Annotated in this window: 20 protein-coding genes; 1 reads left to right on the forward strand and 19 read right to left on the reverse strand. The window is 60.5% G+C overall.

What is annotated here, in order from left to right:
- Window positions 1-75 precede the first annotated feature (75 nt).
- The 3 genes from DW171_RS01310 to DW171_RS01325 form a co-directional block, all read right to left on the reverse strand.
- A complete protein-coding gene (locus DW171_RS01310; RefSeq protein WP_118270223.1) occupies window positions 76-1,896 on the reverse strand; it encodes an adenine deaminase in 1,821 nt (606 codons plus the stop codon).
- A 355-nt stretch (window positions 1,897-2,251) separates the two neighbouring features.
- Window positions 2,252-3,463: a tyrosine--tRNA ligase gene (gene tyrS / locus DW171_RS01320; RefSeq protein ID WP_199586793.1), complete on the reverse strand. Its 1,212-nt coding sequence runs from the start codon at window positions 3,461-3,463 to the stop codon at window positions 2,252-2,254.
- Between the two features lie 96 nt (window positions 3,464-3,559).
- Complete coding sequence (locus tag DW171_RS01325; RefSeq protein WP_158567775.1) at window positions 3,560-5,518, reverse strand: U32 family peptidase; 1,959 nt, start codon at window positions 5,516-5,518, stop codon at window positions 3,560-3,562.
- Between the two features lie 162 nt (window positions 5,519-5,680).
- Here DW171_RS01325 and DW171_RS01330 point away from each other — a divergent pair, with 162 nt between their 5' ends.
- Entirely contained in the window at window positions 5,681-7,891 is a 2,211-nt protein-coding gene (locus DW171_RS01330; RefSeq protein ID WP_118270224.1) for a transglycosylase domain-containing protein, read from the forward strand.
- A 184-nt stretch (window positions 7,892-8,075) separates the two neighbouring features.
- On the opposite strand, the gene DW171_RS01335 is transcribed toward DW171_RS01330, so the two are convergent.
- The 16 genes from DW171_RS01335 to rpsE all read right to left on the reverse strand — a co-directional run bounded on the left by DW171_RS01335 (window position 8,076) and on the right by rpsE (window position 18,161).
- Window positions 8,076-8,513, reverse strand: coding sequence for an arginine repressor (locus DW171_RS01335; RefSeq protein WP_006235280.1), 438 nt, complete (start codon window positions 8,511-8,513; stop codon window positions 8,076-8,078).
- A gap of 132 nt (window positions 8,514-8,645) precedes the next feature.
- Window positions 8,646-9,644 carry a glycosyltransferase gene (locus tag DW171_RS01340; RefSeq protein WP_147357331.1) on the reverse strand — a complete coding sequence of 333 codons (999 nt, stop codon included), beginning with the start codon at window positions 9,642-9,644 and terminating at the stop codon, window positions 8,646-8,648.
- Between the two features lie 203 nt (window positions 9,645-9,847).
- Window positions 9,848-10,672, reverse strand: coding sequence for a tRNA pseudouridine(38-40) synthase TruA (gene truA / locus DW171_RS01345; protein WP_118270226.1), 825 nt, complete (start codon window positions 10,670-10,672; stop codon window positions 9,848-9,850).
- Between the two features lie 92 nt (window positions 10,673-10,764).
- Window positions 10,765-11,232 carry a 50S ribosomal protein L17 gene (gene rplQ, locus DW171_RS01350; protein ID WP_006235277.1) on the reverse strand — a complete coding sequence of 156 codons (468 nt, stop codon included), beginning with the start codon at window positions 11,230-11,232 and terminating at the stop codon, window positions 10,765-10,767.
- A gap of 30 nt (window positions 11,233-11,262) precedes the next feature.
- On the reverse strand, window positions 11,263-12,204 hold the full coding sequence (locus DW171_RS01355) for a DNA-directed RNA polymerase subunit alpha (RefSeq protein WP_006235276.1): 942 nt from the start codon (window positions 12,202-12,204) through the stop codon (window positions 11,263-11,265).
- 32 nt (window positions 12,205-12,236) lie between these two features.
- The gene (rpsD, locus tag DW171_RS01360) at window positions 12,237-12,833 is read right to left on the reverse strand and encodes a 30S ribosomal protein S4 (RefSeq protein ID WP_006235275.1); all 597 of its coding nucleotides are present in this window, start codon (window positions 12,831-12,833) and stop codon (window positions 12,237-12,239) included.
- A gap of 19 nt (window positions 12,834-12,852) precedes the next feature.
- A complete protein-coding gene (gene rpsK, locus DW171_RS01365) occupies window positions 12,853-13,257 on the reverse strand; it encodes a 30S ribosomal protein S11 (protein ID WP_006235274.1) in 405 nt (134 codons plus the stop codon).
- Between the two features lie 14 nt (window positions 13,258-13,271).
- The gene (rpsM, locus tag DW171_RS01370) at window positions 13,272-13,646 is read right to left on the reverse strand and encodes a 30S ribosomal protein S13 (RefSeq protein WP_022094275.1); all 375 of its coding nucleotides are present in this window, start codon (window positions 13,644-13,646) and stop codon (window positions 13,272-13,274) included.
- A gap of 14 nt (window positions 13,647-13,660) precedes the next feature.
- Window positions 13,661-13,774, reverse strand: coding sequence for a 50S ribosomal protein L36 (rpmJ, locus tag DW171_RS01375; RefSeq protein ID WP_006363204.1), 114 nt, complete (start codon window positions 13,772-13,774; stop codon window positions 13,661-13,663).
- 150 nt (window positions 13,775-13,924) lie between these two features.
- The gene (gene infA, locus DW171_RS01380) at window positions 13,925-14,143 is read right to left on the reverse strand and encodes a translation initiation factor IF-1 (protein WP_035137443.1); all 219 of its coding nucleotides are present in this window, start codon (window positions 14,141-14,143) and stop codon (window positions 13,925-13,927) included.
- Window positions 14,144-14,288: 145 nt separating this feature from the next.
- Window positions 14,289-15,077 carry a type I methionyl aminopeptidase gene (gene map / locus DW171_RS01385; RefSeq protein ID WP_118270227.1) on the reverse strand — a complete coding sequence of 263 codons (789 nt, stop codon included), beginning with the start codon at window positions 15,075-15,077 and terminating at the stop codon, window positions 14,289-14,291.
- The gene (locus tag DW171_RS01390; protein ID WP_118270228.1) at window positions 15,074-15,700 is read right to left on the reverse strand and encodes an adenylate kinase; all 627 of its coding nucleotides are present in this window, start codon (window positions 15,698-15,700) and stop codon (window positions 15,074-15,076) included. Before DW171_RS01390 ends, map begins: the two co-directional genes overlap by 4 nt.
- Before the next feature lie 18 nt (window positions 15,701-15,718).
- Complete coding sequence (gene secY, locus DW171_RS01395) at window positions 15,719-17,005, reverse strand: preprotein translocase subunit SecY (protein WP_118270229.1); 1,287 nt, start codon at window positions 17,003-17,005, stop codon at window positions 15,719-15,721.
- Window positions 16,999-17,448 (reverse strand): 50S ribosomal protein L15, encoded by a 450-nt coding sequence (gene rplO, locus DW171_RS01400; RefSeq protein ID WP_006235267.1) that lies wholly within the window; start codon window positions 17,446-17,448, stop codon window positions 16,999-17,001. The genes secY and rplO overlap by 7 nt, the downstream gene beginning before the upstream one ends.
- Before the next feature lie 3 nt (window positions 17,449-17,451).
- On the reverse strand, window positions 17,452-17,634 hold the full coding sequence (gene rpmD / locus DW171_RS01405) for a 50S ribosomal protein L30 (RefSeq protein WP_006235266.1): 183 nt from the start codon (window positions 17,632-17,634) through the stop codon (window positions 17,452-17,454).
- Window positions 17,635-17,636: 2 nt separating this feature from the next.
- On the reverse strand, window positions 17,637-18,161 hold the full coding sequence (rpsE, locus tag DW171_RS01410) for a 30S ribosomal protein S5 (RefSeq protein ID WP_118270230.1): 525 nt from the start codon (window positions 18,159-18,161) through the stop codon (window positions 17,637-17,639).
- Window positions 18,162-18,172 lie beyond the last annotated feature (11 nt).

The raw sequence follows: 18,172 nt of genomic DNA on the forward strand, positions 1-18,172 counted from the left end.
CCCCACGGTCGCGACGTCAGGCAGCCCGCCAAAGAGTGTCCCCAACGGCTAGTCGTTTAAGAACGTCCCTGATGACTAGTCGGCGTAGGTGAAGGTTGTGACGTCGAACATGCCCTCGGGACGGATGCGGAGCGTCGGGATCACCGGCAGGGGCAGGAAGATGATGCCCATGATGGGGTCGAGCGGCGGCTCGATGCCCATGGCGCGCGCCTTGACCATAAAGTCGTCGTGCTGCGCCGCAACGTCTTCGGCAGCGCCCTCGCTCATCAGGCCGCCGAGCGCCAGCGGAATGCGCGCCACGACCTCGCCGTTGCGCACCAGCACGTGGCCGCCCTGGCCCACGGCCTCAACGGCAGCCATCATATCCGCCGCATTGTCGCCCACCACGCACACGTTGTGCGAGTCGTGGCCGATCGTGGAGGCAATGGCGCCACCGGTGATGGTAAAGCCGCGCACCCAGCCGCGACCGATATGCTTGCCGACCAGGCCCAGGCCAGCGGGGCCGTCGCCGTCGGCGCCCTCGGCCTGCAGCGACACGCCGCGGCCATGGCGCTCAATCAGCATAATGCGGCGCAGGCCCTCGGCGCTCTCGGGGCGAGCCATACCCGTGATGGCCTTACCCGGCACCACGTCAATCACGGCCTCGCCCGGCTTAAAGGCATAGTCGAACACGTCGAGCGATAGCTTCGGCAGCTTAACGGAAGCACGCAGCTCATCGGCAAGCGCTGCGACCTCGGCCATCTCGGGTGCGATCTCGCCCACAAAGGTGCCGTCCTGCGCCACCAGAGCACCGGCGGCATATACGCGATGCGGAGCCTTGGCAAACGTCAGGTCATTGAGCAACAGCAGGTCGGCGCGTTTGCCCGGGGCGATCGCGCCACGGAGCTCATGCGGGTCGCGACAGCCGTGGTCCAGGCCAAATGCCTCAGCCGTGGAAAGGGACGCCATGGAGATGGCGGCCACCGGGTCGATGCCGGCCTCGATGGCCACGCGGCAGGCATTGTCGATCATGCCGGTCGAAAGAGCATCGGAGGGAGCGCGGTCGTCGGTCGCAAAGCAGCAGCGGCGGGCGCGGGCAGGGTTCTCCAGCAGCATCGGAGACAAATTGGCCAGGTCGTGGCTGCACGTACCCTCACGCAGCATCACATACATGCCGCGGGACAGCTTGTCGAGCGCCTCCTCGGGAATCGTCGACTCGTGGTCGGCGATAATGCCCGCTGCGGCATAGGCGTTGAGGTCCTTACCGGCAACGAGTGGCGCGTGGCCGTCAACCTGCTTGGATGGCGTCTGATTGGCAGCATCGATGCGAGCACAGGTCTCGGGGTCGGCCATAAAGACACCCGGCAGGTTCATCATCTCGCCCAGGCCAAAAACATCGCCCGGATGCTCGGCAAAAAACGTCTGCATGTCAGCGGCGGTAATCACAGCGCCCGCTTGCTCGTCGGGCAGCGCGGGCACGCACGAAGGCATCATGTACTTAATGGAGATGGGTGCGCGGCGACCATCCTCGATCATAAAGCGCAGGCCGTCCAGGCCCGCCACGTTGGCGATCTCGTGGCTGTCGGCAATGGCGGTGGTGGTACCGCGCGTCGCCGCCATGCGCGCATACTCGGCGGGGCGGATGTTCGAAGACTCGATATGCAGATGCCCGTCAATAAAACCAGGAGCGAGATAGCGACCCTGGCAGTCGATGACCTCAGTTGCCTCGTAGGTGCCAGCGGCATCGTCGCGACCATCGTAGAGCACGCCGACGATCAGACCGTCCTTGACGGCAACGCTACCGGGCGCCACGCGCTGACCGTACACGTCGACAATCTGCGCATTGGCAAACAGCGTGTCGACGGGCACGCGCCCCTCGGCAGCATCGATCACAGACCTCATGACCTCAACGGACATACATTCTCCTTTAACCGTAGAAAACAGCTACGGAGCGGACAGGCCTTCACCGCAGCAAACCAATAGCCATTGTATGCCCAAACGATGGGTCGGGAATACACCCCCCTCCGCTTAACGGCACACGCCACCCCGCGCAATGAGAAGGAGTGTCCCCCTACGACTACTCATTTATGTCTGTCCCCAATGAGTACCCCGATGTTCTGGCAACGACAGCGAAAACCCGCCAGAGCGAGCAAGGTGCCTTGAAACGAGGCGGCATTGACCTTCTGGTCATGCCGCCGAAGTTGAAAGACAGATTGCCGCTCTGGCGGGTTTGCAGCGTCAACCGGTTACGCGGTTTGGTAAAACCGCGTAACTAAATAAGCTTGAAGCCCTTGCGCTTGCCCACGGAGAGGGTGTCGCCCAGTTTGAGGACGCTCGGATCGATGTTGTAGCTCTTGGGAGCCACAGCCTTGCCGTTGATCTTGACGCCGCCGCCGTCGATGTCGCGGCGGGCCTGACCGGCGCTGGCCGAAAGGCCCAGGTCCTTGAGCAGGCCGGCGAGGTAAATCTGGCCCTCGTCGTTGACGGTCAGCTCAACGTGCTTCTCGGGGAAGTCGGCAAGCTGGCCCTCCTTGAACACACGGTCGAACTCGGCCTGGGCCTCGTCGCCGGCGCCGGCGCCGTGGTAGGTATCGCACAGGTCGCGGCCCAGAGCGCGCTTGAGCTCGTAGGGGTCGGCAGAACCGTCGGCCAGGGCGGCGTCGATCTTGTCGACCTCGGCCGGAGCGAGCGAGCTGGCCAGACGATAGTACTTGCCGATCATCTCGTCGGGGATGGACATGGTCTTGCCGAACATATCCTTGGGAGCGTCGGTCAGGCCGATGTAGTTGCCATAGGACTTGGACATCTTGCGCACGCCGTCGGTGCCCTCGAGCAGCGGCATGGTGAGCGCAATCTGCGGCTCCATGCCCATCTTCTCCATGAGCTCGCGGCCGGCGAGCAGGTTGAAGAGCTGGTCGGTGCCGCCCATCTCGACGTCGGCCTTGATCTGAACGGAGTCGAAGGCCTGCATCACGGGGTACAGAAACTCGTGCAGGGCAATCGGCGTCTGGGACTGGTAGCGCTTGGTAAAGTCGTCGCGCTCAAGGATGCGGGCGACGGTGAACTTGGAGCACACCTGCAGCAGGCCGGCCAGGTCCATCGACAAGATCCAGTCGCCGTTATGCACGATGGTGGTCTTCTCGGGGTCCAGAATCTTCATGGCCTGGCTCACGTAGGTCTCGGCGTTGGCCTCGATCTGCTCCTGCGAAAGCTGCGGACGCGTGGAGTTCTTGCCCGAGGGGTCGCCGATCAGCGCGGTGCCGTTGCCGATGATGAGGGTGACGTTGTGGCCCAGGTCCTGGAACTGACGCATCTTGCGCAGGGGCACGGCATGGCCCAGGTGCAGGTCGGGGCTGGTGGGATCGACGCCGAGCTTGATGTTGAGGGGCTCGCCCTTCTCAAGCTTCTTGCGAAGGTCGGCCTCGGGGACGATCTGCGCTGCACCCGAGGTGATGATACGCATTTGCTCGTCAACAGACAGCATTGGGTATCCTCCTTTTGCCATAGCACCCTCACCGAAAACGGCGGTGCTGGAAGTCCATAAACTCTCTTATGATAACAAACTGACGCGACGCGGCACTTACGACAGGAAAATCCTCGTCCTGCCGCATGCGTCAATGGCAACTGGCAGACGTGTACCGTCACGCTCGACCAGATAGCGTACCTGCCGACGACGCAAGCAGTCGCGGCAACGGACCTGTCCCGTCGCATCGGTGGCGCAGACGCCCTCGGCGGTCAGCAGGCAGTGCTCGCACACCATGAGCTCGGGGCAATCGGCATCGACAGGGCTCAGAACACCAGGTTCGGCCGTCAGTTCGGCAATACGCTCCGCATCATTGCCGAGCAACTCGGCCGGCAAGTACACCCGCCCCGCACCGAGTCCGCGCAGCCAGGTAAGCGTGGCCCGATTCGCGCAGAACACCGGCGCCGCCACGTCAAACGTCACGCCCAGCTCGCGAGCAATCACCACCTGTCCCAGGTTGCGGCAGACGACGCGCCCGGCACGCTGCATCAGCGAGCGGGTCCGGTCAGCGTCACCCGTGCGGCACACCTCGTCAAGCACCACAACGGTGTCGGACAAATCGAGTTCTCTGCGCGGGTCGGTATCCATCAGCTGCCAAGCAAAAACCATGCGAGCGGGAACCGCGCACTCCACCAACTCCGGCGACGCACCGCTATCCACCGCAACGTCCTCAAAGGGCAGCACCTCAACGGCACGCGCAACGGGCGCAATCGCATCCGCCTCGGCCCGCATGCGCTCCAACACCGCCGCCGTCTGATCCAACACGCCGGCGCTACGAATCAGGTATACCTCGCAGCCCGCGTCCACCTTACGCTTGCAATGCACGACGACGCGCTTCCCCGCTGCGGCATCCACCGGGCAGGGCACCTGCGGCCAGCGCTTGGGCACATCGGGACGCGCGTCGACACCCGGATAGAACCGAATCTCGAGCGTGTCACCCGCCGCCACGGCGGCATCGAGCTCAACGGTCACCTCTTCGTGGCCCACAGCGACCAAGCGCCCCACGCGCACGCCCTGGTTAATTGCACGCTCAAAGCTCATCAGCTCGGCACCCGAACGCCCTCGCAGGTACGCATCGGTAAACCCACGGTTAAACGACCTTCCCAGCTCGCGCTCAAGCTCTTCCACGGCACCGGGGTCCCACGCGCCGTCGCGCAGCATATCGAGCGCCCGGCGCCAAACCCGCACCACGTTGAATACGTAATCGGGGTTCTTCATGCGTCCCTCGATCTTGAGCGACGCAACGCCAGCATCTACAAGCTCGGGCAGATGCGCAATACCCAGATAGTCATGCGGACACAGCAGACGATCCCCCTCAACGGCGACAACGCTCTGCCCCGCCTCGTCCACTAGGTCGTACGCCAGACGGCACGGCTGCGTGCAGTCGCCGCGCATCGCCGATCGTCCACGCCGCAGGGCCGAGAACTCGCACGCCCCCGAATAGCCGATGCAAATCGCACCGTGGCAGAATACCTCGATGGGCACGCCCGTGGCACATAGCGCCGCAATCTCGTCGACCGTCAGCTCGCGTGCCGTCGTCACGCGCTCGACCCCCAGCTCATCGGCGGCAAGCCGCACGGCACCCTCGCTATGAGCGCCCGCCTGCGTGGACAGGTGAATCTCGACCCCGGGAATCGCCGCGCGCAGCGCGCAGGCCAACCCGGCATCGGCGACAATCAGAGCATCGGCGCCCAGCTCCAGTGCATGAGCTCCCAACGCCACCGCGTCGGACAACTCATCGTCAAACACGAACACGTTGAGCGTTACGTACACACGCACGCCATGGGCATGCGCCACGGCGCAGCCGCGCGCAAACTCGTTATCCGTAAAGCCATGGGCGCTCACACGGGCGTTAAAGCCGCCCAACCCCGCATAGATGGCATCGGCGCCCGCGGCGATGGCCGCAAGCATCTGGTCGAGCCCGCCCGCCGGCGCCAGCAGCTCGGGCAGCGCCGCACCGGCAGCATCCAATCCAGTCTCGTATTGTCCGCTCGGCCCCATCGTCCGAATCGCCATCGACAAACTCCTTACCAAGGTATGCATTCACTCTGAAAAATGCCGTCTTCCAGCATACACGAGGCCTCGCGCGCCCCGTTTGGTTTATCGTGTAATAACTTATGTCCATCCTGCCCCGACGGCACATCCACCGTCTGGCACGACATACCTGGAGGTCAATATATGGGTCCTCGCCAACGACAGGGACACAGCCGTTCAAAGACGCACGCCCTGCCCATAATCCTGCTCTCGTTTTTGGGCTTTCTGCTGATTGCGGGCGTGGCGTTTGGCATCGGCATGCTCGGTAACGTCAACCGCTGGCTGTCCGATCTGCCCGACTACACCGACGCCAACGCGTATCTGGTGAGCGAGCCCACCGAGATCGTCGACTGCAACGGCAACAAGATCGCGAGCTTCTACACGCAAAACCGCAAGTCCATCACCAAGGACGAGGTCTCCCCCTACGTGCTGCAGGGCACCGTTGACGTCGAGGACGAGCGCTTCTACGAGCACGGCGGTATCGACCTGTGGGGTATCGCGCGTGCTGCGGTGGCAACCCTCGGCGGCGGGCACGAAGGCGCCTCGACGATCACCCAGCAGCTTGTGCGCAACACCATCCTGCAGGAGGAGCAATTCGACTCGACCATTGAGCGTAAGGTGCGCGAGGCCTACATCGCCATCAAGATGGAGGACATGTACTCCAAAGACGAGATCCTCATGATGTACCTCAACACCATCTATTACGGCCACGGCGCCTACGGCATCGAGGCCGCAGCCGAGACCTATCTGTCCAAGAGCGCCGCCGACCTCACCCTGAGCGAGGCCGCGCTGTTGATCGGCCTTCCCAACTCGCCCTCGCAGTACGACCCCACGGTCAACCCCGACCTGGCGCTGTCCCGTCGCAACAAGGTCCTCGACAACATGTTGCGCCTGGGCCACATCACCCAGGAGGAGCACGATGCCGCACAGGCCGAACCCATCACCCTCAATGTGACCGAAATCTCGGGCAGCGGCGTCGACGTATACTCGCAGCCCTACTTTGTCTCCTACGTCAAGCAGCTGCTGGAGCAGGAGTTCTCGACCGACGTGCTCTTTAAGGGCGGCCTGACCGTCAAGACCACCATCGACCCCACGATGCAGCAGGTGGCAGAGAATGCCGTCCGCGAGCAGCTCGACACGCTCTCGCTTGACGGCCTGGACATGGGCATGGTCGTCGTCGACCCCAAGACCGGCTACATCAAGTGCATGGTGGGCGGCTACGACTACAACGCCGACGAGAACCACGTAAACCATGCCACGGCCAAGCGTCCCGTCGGCTCCACCTTTAAGGCCTTTACGCTGGCAACTGCCATCCAAAACGGCATGAACCCCAACGTCACCCTCAACTGCAACTCGCCGCTCAAGGCCAAGGGCACCACGACCGAGGTCCAAAATTACGCCAACCAGAGCTATGGCAACATCACGCTTAAGCAGGCGACGGCATACTCCTCCAACACCGGCTACATCCAGGTGGCGGAAGCCGTCGGTAACAGCAAGATCATCTCGCTCGTCAAAAAGCTCGGCATCGACCCCGCCAAGGACAACATCGAGGACGTTCCCGTCATGACCCTCGGCACCGGCTCGATCTCGCCGCTCGAGATGGCCGCCGCCTACGCGACGTTTGCCAACGGCGGCTACTATCGCCAGCCGATCGCCATCACCGAGATTGACTCTCGTACCGGTTCGGTGCTGTACCAGCACACCGACAATCCCTCACAGGTGCTTACCGAGGGCGAGGCCGCCGCGGTCACCGATGTTCTGTCCGGCGTCATGAAGGGCAGCGGTACGGGTGCTGCCGGCGCTCTGAGTGTCAACCAGCCCTATGCCGGCAAGACGGGCACCACCGACAACACCACCAACCTGTGGTTCTGCGGCTATACCCCGCAGCTGGCGTGCGCCCTGTGGACCGGCTATTCCGCGGGCGAGATCCCCATCCAAAAGTACGGCACGGACCTGCTGGGCGACAGCACCAACCTGCCTGTCTTTAAGCGGTTTATGAACACCGTTCTGACCGGTACCGAGCGCGAGGAGTTTGCGACCGGAACGGCGCCCACCTACAAGAACAACAGCGTCTGGAAGTTCTACGGCACCAACAACACCAAGAAGTCGGAGAACGACGACAAGGACAAGGACGAAGAGGAAGAGGAAACCACCACAACGACTACCACGACGACCACGACCACCGAGACCACGGGCGGCGACACCACCGGCGGCACCGGTACGACCGGTGGCTCGACGGGTGGCTCCACTGGTGGTTCGACCGGCGGCGATGGCGGCACGCCTACGCCTACGCCTACGCCTACGCCTACGCCCACTCCCGACCCCTCGCCCACGCCTGACGATACGGTCGGCTAAGAAGTACGCGACTAAAGCCAACAAGGCCCCGAGCAGCTTATTGAACTGCTCGGGGCCTTTTAGTTTGAAGCGACCTGGTGGGCGGTCTTTATACCGGCAAACAAAAAGGGGTACCGACCAACGTCGATGCCCCTTACAAGCCACTATGTCAGCGCACACAATGCCGAGCGCACGACCCGCACACCTACTTGCGAGAATTGCTCAACTTATTGATCAGCGCCTCGAGACGCTCGCCGTCCTCGGCCGTCTGGGCAATAACCAAAATCGTATCGTTGCCGGCAAGCGAGCCAAGCACATCGGGTAACTCTGCCGCATCAACGGCGGCGGCGATGCCGGAAGCCGTGCCAGGCTGAGCCTTGATCATAACCAGATTATCAGTACGCAGAACGCCCGTTACGAGCTCGGAAACCATACGCTGCAGGTGCAGGTCCTCTGCCAGAACATAGATGCCCTCAGGGAGCTTACGCAGCCCCATATCGGCAATATCGCGAGAGACAGTCGCCTGCGTGCAATCAAAGCCCATAGCACGGAGCTCATCGACCAGCACGCGCTGCGTGCGGACATCCTTATTGCGCACAATATCTCTAATGGCATCCTGGCGCCCATTGCGTTTTTTAGCCATACAAACCCTCTCTCCAAAAGATGGCGGAGACAATCAATCAGTGATTGAATAGTTTAACGCTATTTGAAGGCTTTTGTGTATAAGAACGCATTTCGAAACAATTCTATGCAAGTTTGTTTCGTAATGAGCCGTTTAGGCGGTTTTTGCGCCCGTCCGGTTAAGAAAAGCTGCCAGATGCGTACACATCACGCAGCGCGCGGGCTTGGCGCTGGCGATCGGCCCAAACAACAGACCGAGTCCCCGATGGTTATCCTTGAGCGCGGCGACCATCTGACGGGTTCGAGGCGCCTCGAGCATATCACGCATGCGGGCGGAACGCTCGATTGACGACACCCCATGCGGGCTCAGACACAAATTCTCGATGCAGGCGACCAGTCCGACAAAGTAGAACTTTTGGCTTGCCAGCTTGAGCCGACCACCGCTATCTGCTTCCGAGAGTGAGTCCGCAAGCTCGTCGAGCGCTCGGGTGTCATCGGATACCTTGGCATACATGGTGGGATCAAAGGCATCTGTAAGCTTAGGCGCCACCGCGTGGAAACAAGCGTTGCCGCATCCGGAGACGCGCTGCGCCTGCGAGAGCGCGCATGCCATAAACCCAACTGTGCGAAACGCCTTGTCGCACAAAAGGCATGCCTCAAACAGCGGACGGCTATACATCACGCCAGAGACTTGAGCAACCAAGCCGCCTAAAATCAACTGGGGCAGCCCGGCCACCATCGAAGATTTGGTATCAATGGAAATATGAGTAGCATCCAAGACGCGCGAATGGCGCTCTCGATGTGCATCATAGCGGTCGAGCGACACCGTGGGGAACACTATGTCTGCCGCAGTATCGCACGCGATATCGACCATCTTGGAAAGGGATTGCGGAGCAAACCACTCATCGGCGTTCATGGCGATGATTTGAGAGCCGCGCGAGGCAGCAAAACCGGCACGAAGACACGCGCCGCGCGTCGCGTCCTCGACGTCAATCAAATCAATATGGATGTCCCTGTCAGCAGCAACTTGAAGCGAATGGCGCACACCGGGCGCAGCATCGCGACAGACAACGACAATCTGCAAATCGTAGAGGTCTTGGTTCTGGATACTCTCGAGCGCACGCATCGCATAGCTGGGCGAACCTTCTACCACAAGGATCACCGAAAGTCGCGGATGCGAGCCACGTCGAACCAAATTATCCGTCCTCTCGACAGCAATGAATAAAACCGTGGTTCATGGTACACCCCGGCAATAAAAGCAATGAGACACCGGTTGTATTGCACGCCAAGAACAGATGTTGCACACGCGCAGCCCACAGATGGCAGGTGTCGACGCACGAGACGTCGAGCCCTCCCCTAGTCGAGCACGACAAGCTCGGCGGGATCGTAATCCACGCCCATAAACGTAAGGCCGCAGGCAGGAGCCGTGGGGCCCGCAGCGGTACGGTCGCAAGCATCGATGACCTCGCGCATCCACTCGGGTTCACGGCGATGCATGCCAATCTCGACAAGCGTGCCCACGATCGTACGGACCATCGAATGCAGAAACGCATTGCCCTCGATGGTGAACGTCAGGATATCCTCGCCAAAAGCGACCTCGTGGCCAAACTCGGCACGCATCACGCAGCGATGCGTGGGCTTGCCCACGGCAGATGCCACCTTGCAAAAGCTCTTAAAGTCCTGCTCGCCCAAAAGCGCAGGGCAGGCGGCCGCCATCGCATCGACGTCGAGGGGATAGCGATGCCACCACACAGCGCCGCGCGAGAGCACGGGGCGCGCATCGCGATCGGCAATACGGTACGTATACGTACGGGACCGCGCGTCAAAGCGAGCAGAAAAGCCTTTACGGGCCCTGTAGACCTCGTTTATGGCGATATCTTTGGGCAACAGGGCATCCATAGCCCTCAGCCACCTACGGCGCGTACACGCAAGCTCAGCGTCCGTTACGGGCACGCTAATGTACTGAGCCACCGCATGCACGCCGGCATCGGTACGCCCCGCACACGTCAGATCGATCGGGCGGCGCAGCAGCGTCTCGATAGCGCGGCGCAACTCGCCCGCAACGGTCGTCTGACCCGGCTGCTCTGCAAATCCGCTATAGGACGAGCCATCATAGGCAACACGGAATACGAGCGTGGCATCGAGCTCTGGAATCGAATTGAAATCAGACGGCGCGGTCATGGACGCTCCCAACAAACAATCAACGGTATTGCGACAAAAAAAGAGGGGTACGCGAACGTACCCCTCGAATATAGCCTATGCAGACGGATTGTCTACTCAGCGGTCTCCTCAGCAGGAGCCTCCTCGACGGCCTCGACCTTCTTAGGAGCAGCGGCCTTCTTGGGGGCCGGAGCAGCCTTCTTGGCCTTAGGCGTGCAAGGCTCGGTGACGAGCTCCATGATAACGATGGGAGCGTTGTCGCCCTTGCGGTTACCGAGCTTCATGATGCGGGTGTAACCGCCGTTGCGGTCCTGCCACATGCCCTGAGCAGCCTTGTCGAAGATCTCGGCAACGAGCTGCTTATCGCCGAGCTTGGCGATGGCCAGACGACGAGAGTGCAGGTCGCCCTTCTTGGCCCAGGTGATGATCGGATCGACGACCGAACGCAGCGCCTTAGCGCGGGTCTCGGTGGTCTTGATGCGGTCGTTCTCGAAGAGGGCCTTAGCAAGGCTCTTCTTCATGGCCTTGGTGTGGCTCGCATCGGTGCCGAGCTTCAGGCCCTTCTTAACGTTGTGACGCATGGTCTAGTTTCTCCTCAAATATGCGAAGCATTAAGCCTTCAGGCTCAGGCCCATGGACTCTAGCTTGTCCTTCACTTCCTCGATCGACTTAACACCGAAGTTACGGATGTTGAGCAGATCGTTCTCCGAGAACTCAACGAGCTGACGGACCGAGTGAATGCTGGCGCGCTTAAGGCAGTTGTAGGAACGGACGGAAAGGTCCAGATCCTCGATCTGCTTGTCCAGCTCGGCGTTGTCGTTGGTGACCTCGGGAGCGAAGATCGAAGCCTCCTCCTCGACCTCGGGGGTCTCGGCAAGGTTCATAAAGGCAGCCATATGCTGGTTGATGATATTGGCAGCCTGGACCACGGCGTCGCGCGGAGCGATGGAGCCGTTGGTCTCGATCTCGAGGACAAGGCGGTCGTAGTCGGTGTGCTGACCGACACGGCAAGCCTCAACGAGCTTGGCGCAACGGGACACCGGCGAGTACAGCGAGTCGACGTGGATCACACCGATGGGATCGTTGTCGCGCTTGTTAGCCTCGCCAGAGACATAGCCGCGGCCATAGCCGATGCGCATGCTCATGGTGAGATGGCCACCCTCGGTGAGCGTAGCGATGTGCTGCTCGGGGTTGACCAGCTCAAACTCGGACGGAATAAAGAAGTCCGCACCGGTGACCTCGCAGGGGCCGTCAACAGAAATAGTGGCGGTCGCCTCGTCGGTCGTGCCGAGAGCCCTGAAGACAAGACCCTTGACATTCAGGACGATGTCGGTGACATCCTCGACCATGTTAGGGATGGTCATGAACTCGTGCTGCGCGCCATCGATCTGAATAGCCTCGACGGCGGCACCCTCGAGCGAGGACAGAAGAACGCGACGAAGGGAGTTACCCAGCGTATCGCCGTAGCCACGCTCGAGCGGCTCAACGGAGACACGAGCAGACGTCTCGTTAATCTCTTCGACCTGAACCTGAGGCCTAATGAATTCTGACATGTATTACCTCCAGCCTCAGCAGCCCGGATGGACTACTTAGAGTAGAGCTCGACGATGAGCTGCTCGTTGATATCACCGCTGATCTGCTCACGCGTCGGCAGAGCGAGCACGTTACCAGACAGCTTCTCGATATCGACCTCGAGCCAGCCAGGGACCTCGAAACGCTCGGAGGAAATCAGGGCCTCCTTGATGGGGAGGAGGTCACGGAACTTCTCGCCGACAGCGACGACGTCGCCGGCCTTGACGCGGTAGGACGGGATGTCCACGCGCTTGCCGTTCACGGTGAAGTGACCGTGACGGACGGACTGACGAGCCTCTTTGCGGGTGCGGGCGAAGCCAAGACGGAAGACGACGTTGTCGAGGCGAGACTCAAGGATGATCATGAGGTTCTCACCGGTGACGCCGTTCATCTTACGGGCCTTGTTGAAGTAGCCGTGGAACTGCTTCTCCAGAACGCCATAGATGAACTTGACCTTCTGCTTCTCGCGCAGCTGCATGCCGTACTCAGATTCCTTGCGACGGCGCTTGGGCTGACGGATAGATTCCTTCTTGCTGCTGTAACCGAGCTCAGCGGGATCGATCCCGAGCTGACGGCAGCGCTTAAGAACAGGAGTCCTGTCGATTGCCATATTGATACGATCCTTTCAGTTACACGCGGCGACGCTTCTTGGGGCGGCAGCCGTTGTGCGGGATGGGGGTCTTGTCCTGGATGCTCGAGACCTCGAGGCCAGCAGCCTGGAGGGAGCGGATGGCGGTCTCACGACCGGAGCCGGGGCCCTTGACGAAGACGGAAACCTTCTTCATACCGTGCTCCATGGCCTGCTTGGCAGCAGCCTCGGCAGCCATCTGGGCAGCGAACGGCGTGGACTTACGGGAGCCCTTGAAGCCCACCTGGCCAGCCGACTTCCAGGAAATGACGTTGCCCTGGGGATCGGTGATCGAAACGATCGTGTTGTTGAACGTAGAACGAATGTGAGCCTGGCCCACGGAAATGTTCTTACGGTCCGCGCGCTTCAGACGGGCAGCGCGAACGTTCTTCTTAGCAGTAGCCATCTATCTAGCGCTCCTTATTTCTTCTTCTTAGCACCGATCTGACGCTTCGGGCCCTTGCGGGTACGAGCGTTAGTGTGGGTGCGCTGGCCGCGGACCGGGAGGCCCTTGCGGTGACGAAGGCCGCGGTTGCAGCCGATGTCCATAAGGCGCTTGACGTTCTGGTTGCGCTCACGGCGGAGGTCGCCCTCAACCATGATCTGGTTCTTGTCGATATAATCGCGGATGGCGTTAACCTCATCCTCGGTGAGGTCCTTAACGCGCGTATCCACGTTAACGTTGCACTCGACGCAAATCTTCGTCGCAGTGGTGCGGCCGATGCCGTAAATGTAGGTCAGACCGATCTCAACGCGCTTCTCACGCGGGAGGTCGACACCATTAATACGGGCCAACGTAGTCTCCTCTCTTAACCCTGACGCTGCTTATGACGGGGGTTCTCGCAAATGACGAGGACCTTGCCATGGCGCCTAATGATTTTGCACTTATCGCACATCTTCTTGACCGAAGGACGTACCTTCATCGTTCTTCCTTTCGGTAGCGCTCAAACTACTTCCCTACTATCTACTCGCCCAGCCGCAGGCGTTTAAAACTATGGCTGGTCTTCACACACAATCCGACCGTAGGTTGAGCTAAGCCTGCAGTCGGAAAAGGAGTGCGTGTATGCGTGCCGCTATTTATAGCGATAGGTGATGCGGCCGCGGGTCAGGTCGTACGGGGAAAGCTCCACGACAACCCTGTCACCGGGGAGAATACGGATGTAATTCATTCGGATCTTGCCAGAAATGTTGCACAGAACCGAATGACCGTTCTCGAGCTCAACCTTAAACATGGCGTTGGGCAGCGGTTCCTTTACCGTACCCTCGAGCTCAATTGCGTCTTCCTTCTTCACAAGCAATCATCTTTCTCTAGAAAACGACAGCGATTGAGTATTCTACAATACGCGTGCACGTATCGTAATATCTTCGTAATGGCTCCACAACTAAGTGAAACTAGTTACTTTGAAATGTAAATGCCGGAGAATTTGAACGCGGCCTCTACATCTCGCCTCCTTGCAAGGAACACCAGGCGCCTTGCGCGTCGGTAGTAAGAATCACCGGGCCGTCATCGGTGATGGCGACGGTGTTCTCATAGTGCGCGGCGGGCAGGTGGTCGTTGGTCGTGACGATCCAACCGTCGGAGCCCGTGCTCACATGATTGGATCCCATCGTGACCATCGGCTCGATAGCAATGACCATACCAGCCTGGAGACGAACGCCCCTCCCCTTCTTTCCGTAATTCGGAACGTTGGGGTCCTCGTGCATCACATGGCCAATACCGTGCCCCACATAATCGCGAAGCACGCCATAGCCGTGAGACTCGGCGAGGGACTGGACGGCATAACCAACATCCCCGATATGGTTACCGGGAACAGCCTGCTCGATGGCAGTCTTAAGGCAATCGCGCGTAACCTCGCACAGGGCCTTGGCCTCGGGCGTGGGGGTACCGACGAAAAACGTCCAAGCATTATCGCCGACCCAACCGTCGACAACGGCACCCGTATCGATGGAGATGATATCGCCATCGCGCAGGATCATGTCGGGATTGGGAATACCGTGCACCACGGCATCGTTAATCGATGCGCAAATGGTACCGGGAAACCCGCCGTAGCCCTTAAAGGCCGGGGTGCCACCATGCATGCGGATAATCTGCTCCGCAAGCTGATCAAGCTCAAAGGTCGAAACACCAGGGCGAACCATGGCTCCAACGTGGCGGAGCGCCATCTTAGATAGCGCTCCTGCCTTCTTCATCTGCTCGATTTGCGTTGCAGACTTAATCTTGATCATAGACCGAGAGCCTCTTTGACATCCCCGTACACGGTCTCGCGAGCCTGGTCACCGTTGACCGACTTGAGCAGACCCTGGCCACGATAGTAGTCGACGAGCGGACTCGTGGACTTCTCGTAGACGTCGAGACGGTTCTTGATGGTCTCGGGCTTGTCGTCGTCGCGCTGATACATCTCGCCGGCGCACTTGGGGCAGGTGGCATCGGCAGCAGTGCCGGTGTAACCGCAGGCGCGGCAGGTGCGACGCGAAGACAGACGGTCGATGATGACCTCGGGGGCCACGTCGACCAGAAGGGCGCAATCGATCTCGCGACCCATGGTGGAGAGCTCGGAATCGAGCGTCACAGCCTGGGCGGTGTTGCGCGGGAAGCCGTCGAGGATGAAGCCCTGCTGGGCGTCATCGGCGGCAAGGCGCTCCTTGACAAGGTCGATCACGAGCTGGTCGGGAACGAGCTCGCCAGCGTCCATGTACTTCTTAGCCTGAATACCAAGCTCGGTGCCACCCTTGACGGCAGCACGCAGCAGGTCGCCCGTAGAAATGTGAGCGACGCCAAACTCGGCGACGAGCTCCTGTGCGACGGTGCCCTTACCGGCACCCGGAGCTCCGAGCAATACGAGGTTCATGAGCAATCCTCCTCTAGCCTATTTAAAGAATCCATCGTAATCATACATCTTGATCTGGCCTTCGAGCTTATCGACCGTGTCGAGCACGACGCCGACCATGATGAGGATGGACGTGCCGCCAAATGCCTGGATCAGATGGTTACCCGTAAAGGAGAAGATGATCGAAGGCACGATGGCGATGAGCGCCAAAAAGACAGCGCTGGGAAGCGTGATCTTGTTGAGCGCGTTCTTGATGTAGGCCGCGGTAGCCCTACCCGGACGCACGCCCGGAATAAAGCCGCCCTGTTTCTTAAGGTTGTCGGCCGTGTCATCGGGGTTGAACACCATGGAGGTGTAGAAGTACGCGAAGAACACGATGAGGACAACGTTAAGCACCCAGTTGAGCCAACCGGTCGAAAGCGCGGAGGCAACTGCCTGAATCCAGCCGATGCCGGGGAAGAACACGGCAATCTGGGCCGGGAAGTACAGCAGTGCCGAAGCGAAGATAATCGGCACGACGCCCGCGGTGTTGACCTTGATGGGCAGGTAGGTGGTCTGGCCACCCATCATGCGACGGCCCACGACGCGCTTGGCGTAGGAGACCGGGATGCGGCGCTGGCCGCGCTCAAGGAAAACGATCAGCGGGATGACCAGCAGGATGATGGCGCAGATGATCACCATGGTGATGATGCCACCGGCGTTACCCTCGGTGCTGGAGAAGATCGCCTGCGGAAGACCGGCCATGATGTTCGCGAAGATGATAAGCGACATGCCATTGCCGATACCGCGCTGGGTGATGAGCTCACCAATCCACATGATCAGCATGGCGCCCGCAGTGAGCGTACCGACGATCATGAGGTCAAAGATGATCTCGGGAGCGCCGGCGCCGTTGAAGCTAATGCCGAAGCTCTTAAAGAGGAAGAGGTAACCCACGGAGTTGAGGATAGCCAGAGCCAAGGTGAGGTAACGCGAATACTGCGTAATCTTGGTCTGACCGACCTCGCCCTCGCGGGCAAGCTCATGCAGGGAAGGCACGACGGCCTGGAGCATCTGGAGGATAATCGAGCTCGTGATGTACGGCATGATGCCCAAAGAGAACACCGAGACATAGCTCAACGCGCCACCAGAGAAAAGATTCAGGAGGGCCATAGCACCTGCGGCGACCGAGTTGCTCCCGGTCGAGAAAAGGCCCAGCATCCCCTGGAAGGGAATGCCGGGCACAGGAACGTGCGCACCAATGCGGTACACGACGAGCATAGCTATGGTAAAAAGAATCTTTTCGCGCAGTTCTTTGATGCGGAAAGCATTCTTAAGACCATTTAGCACGGCAGCTCGACCTTTCCGCCGGCGGCCTCGATCTTGGCCTGCGCAGAAGCGCTGACCTTGTCGACCTTGACCGTGAACTTCTTGGTGAGCTCACCATTGCCGAGCACCTTGACGGGCTCGAACTCGCTCTTGGTGATGCGAGCAGCCTTAAGAGCGGCACCGTCGATTACAGCGCCGTCCTCGAACTTACGCTCGAGACGCTCAACGTTGACAGCGGTGTACTCGATACGACGGGGGTTGCGGAAGCCCGGAAGCTTGGGCAGACGCATAGCCAGCGGAGTCTGGCCACCCTCGAAGCCGGCACCCTTGGTGCCGCCAGAGCGGGAACCCTGGCCCTTCTGGCCGCGGCCAGAAGTGGTGCCGTGACCCGAAGAATTGCCACGGCCGACGCGCTTGCGGTTCTTGGTGGAACCGGGCGCGGGAGTAAGATCGTGAAGCTGCATTTGCTACTCCTCTACAATCTCGACAAGGTGCTTGACCTTGAAGATCATGCCGCGGACGGACTCGTTGTCAGCAATCTCGCGAACCTCGCGGATCCTGTGGAGACCGAGGGCACGGACAGTACGGACCTGGTCCTGCTTGCAACCGTTGGTGCTGCGGACCTGCTTGATCTTGATGGTGTCAGCCATGCTTAGTTCTCCTTACCGACGAACATCTCGGAGACCGTCAGGCCACGGCGAGCCGCGACGTCCTCAGGGCTGGAGAGCTCCTTGAGGCCCTCGACGGCAGCCTTGATGATGTTAAGGCCGTTGTCGGTACCGAGGGACTTGGACAGGACGTTCTTGATGCCAGCAAGCTCGAAGAGGGGACGCACAGCGCCGCCGGCGATAACGCCGGTACCCTCGACAGCGGGCTTGATGATGATGCGGCCGGCACCAAAGTGACCGAGAACCTCGTGCGGGATGGTGCCCTCTTCGGTCACCGGCACGTGGAACATGTTCTTCTTGGCATCGAGAGACGCCTTGGAGATGGCCAGGGGCACCTCAGCGGACTTGCCCATGCCAACGCCGACGTTGCCCTTGCCGTCGCCAACGACGACGAGAGCGACGAGGCTCATGCGACGACCACCCTTGACGGTCTTCGACACGCGGTTGATGTAAACGACGCGCTCCTCGAACTCGGAGGCCTCGCGCTGCTGCTTCTGATTACGAGCCATGTGCTACATAC

It is taken from the genome of Collinsella sp. AM15-2 (assembly GCF_003471985.1).
Classification (GTDB): domain Bacteria; phylum Actinomycetota; class Coriobacteriia; order Coriobacteriales; family Coriobacteriaceae; genus Collinsella.

What these genes read in the sequence shown, in the direction of transcription:
- rpmD (WP_006235266.1), bottom strand. Translation starts at nt 17,634, where the DNA reads ATGGCTGACACCATCAAGATCAAGCAGGTCCGCAGCACCAACGGTTGC.
- DW171_RS01325 (WP_158567775.1), bottom strand. Translation starts at nt 5,518, where the DNA reads ATGGCGATTCGGACGATGGGGCCGAGCGGACAATACGAGACTGGATTG.
- DW171_RS01355 (WP_006235276.1), bottom strand. Translation starts at nt 12,204, where the DNA reads ATGTCAGAATTCATTAGGCCTCAGGTTCAGGTCGAAGAGATTAACGAG.
- rpsE (WP_118270230.1), bottom strand. Translation starts at nt 18,161, where the DNA reads ATGGCTCGTAATCAGAAGCAGCAGCGCGAGGCCTCCGAGTTCGAGGAG.
- DW171_RS01330 (WP_118270224.1), top strand. Translation starts at nt 5,681, where the DNA reads ATGGGTCCTCGCCAACGACAGGGACACAGCCGTTCAAAGACGCACGCC.
- DW171_RS01310 (WP_118270223.1), bottom strand. Translation starts at nt 1,896, where the DNA reads ATGTCCGTTGAGGTCATGAGGTCTGTGATCGATGCTGCCGAGGGGCGC.
- rpmJ (WP_006363204.1), bottom strand. Translation starts at nt 13,774, where the DNA reads ATGAAGGTACGTCCTTCGGTCAAGAAGATGTGCGATAAGTGCAAAATC.
- tyrS (WP_199586793.1), bottom strand. Translation starts at nt 3,463, where the DNA reads ATGCTGTCTGTTGACGAGCAAATGCGTATCATCACCTCGGGTGCAGCG.
- DW171_RS01390 (WP_118270228.1), bottom strand. Translation starts at nt 15,700, where the DNA reads ATGAACCTCGTATTGCTCGGAGCTCCGGGTGCCGGTAAGGGCACCGTC.
- rplQ (WP_006235277.1), bottom strand. Translation starts at nt 11,232, where the DNA reads ATGCGTCACAACGTTAAGAAGGGCCTGAAGCTCGGCACCGATGCGAGC.
- rplO (WP_006235267.1), bottom strand. Translation starts at nt 17,448, where the DNA reads ATGCAGCTTCACGATCTTACTCCCGCGCCCGGTTCCACCAAGAACCGC.
- rpsK (WP_006235274.1), bottom strand. Translation starts at nt 13,257, where the DNA reads ATGGCTACTGCTAAGAAGAACGTTCGCGCTGCCCGTCTGAAGCGCGCG.
- map (WP_118270227.1), bottom strand. Translation starts at nt 15,077, where the DNA reads ATGATCAAGATTAAGTCTGCAACGCAAATCGAGCAGATGAAGAAGGCA.
- rpsD (WP_006235275.1), bottom strand. Translation starts at nt 12,833, where the DNA reads ATGGCAATCGACAGGACTCCTGTTCTTAAGCGCTGCCGTCAGCTCGGG.
- truA (WP_118270226.1), bottom strand. Translation starts at nt 10,672, where the DNA reads ATGACCGCGCCGTCTGATTTCAATTCGATTCCAGAGCTCGATGCCACG.
- DW171_RS01335 (WP_006235280.1), bottom strand. Translation starts at nt 8,513, where the DNA reads ATGGCTAAAAAACGCAATGGGCGCCAGGATGCCATTAGAGATATTGTG.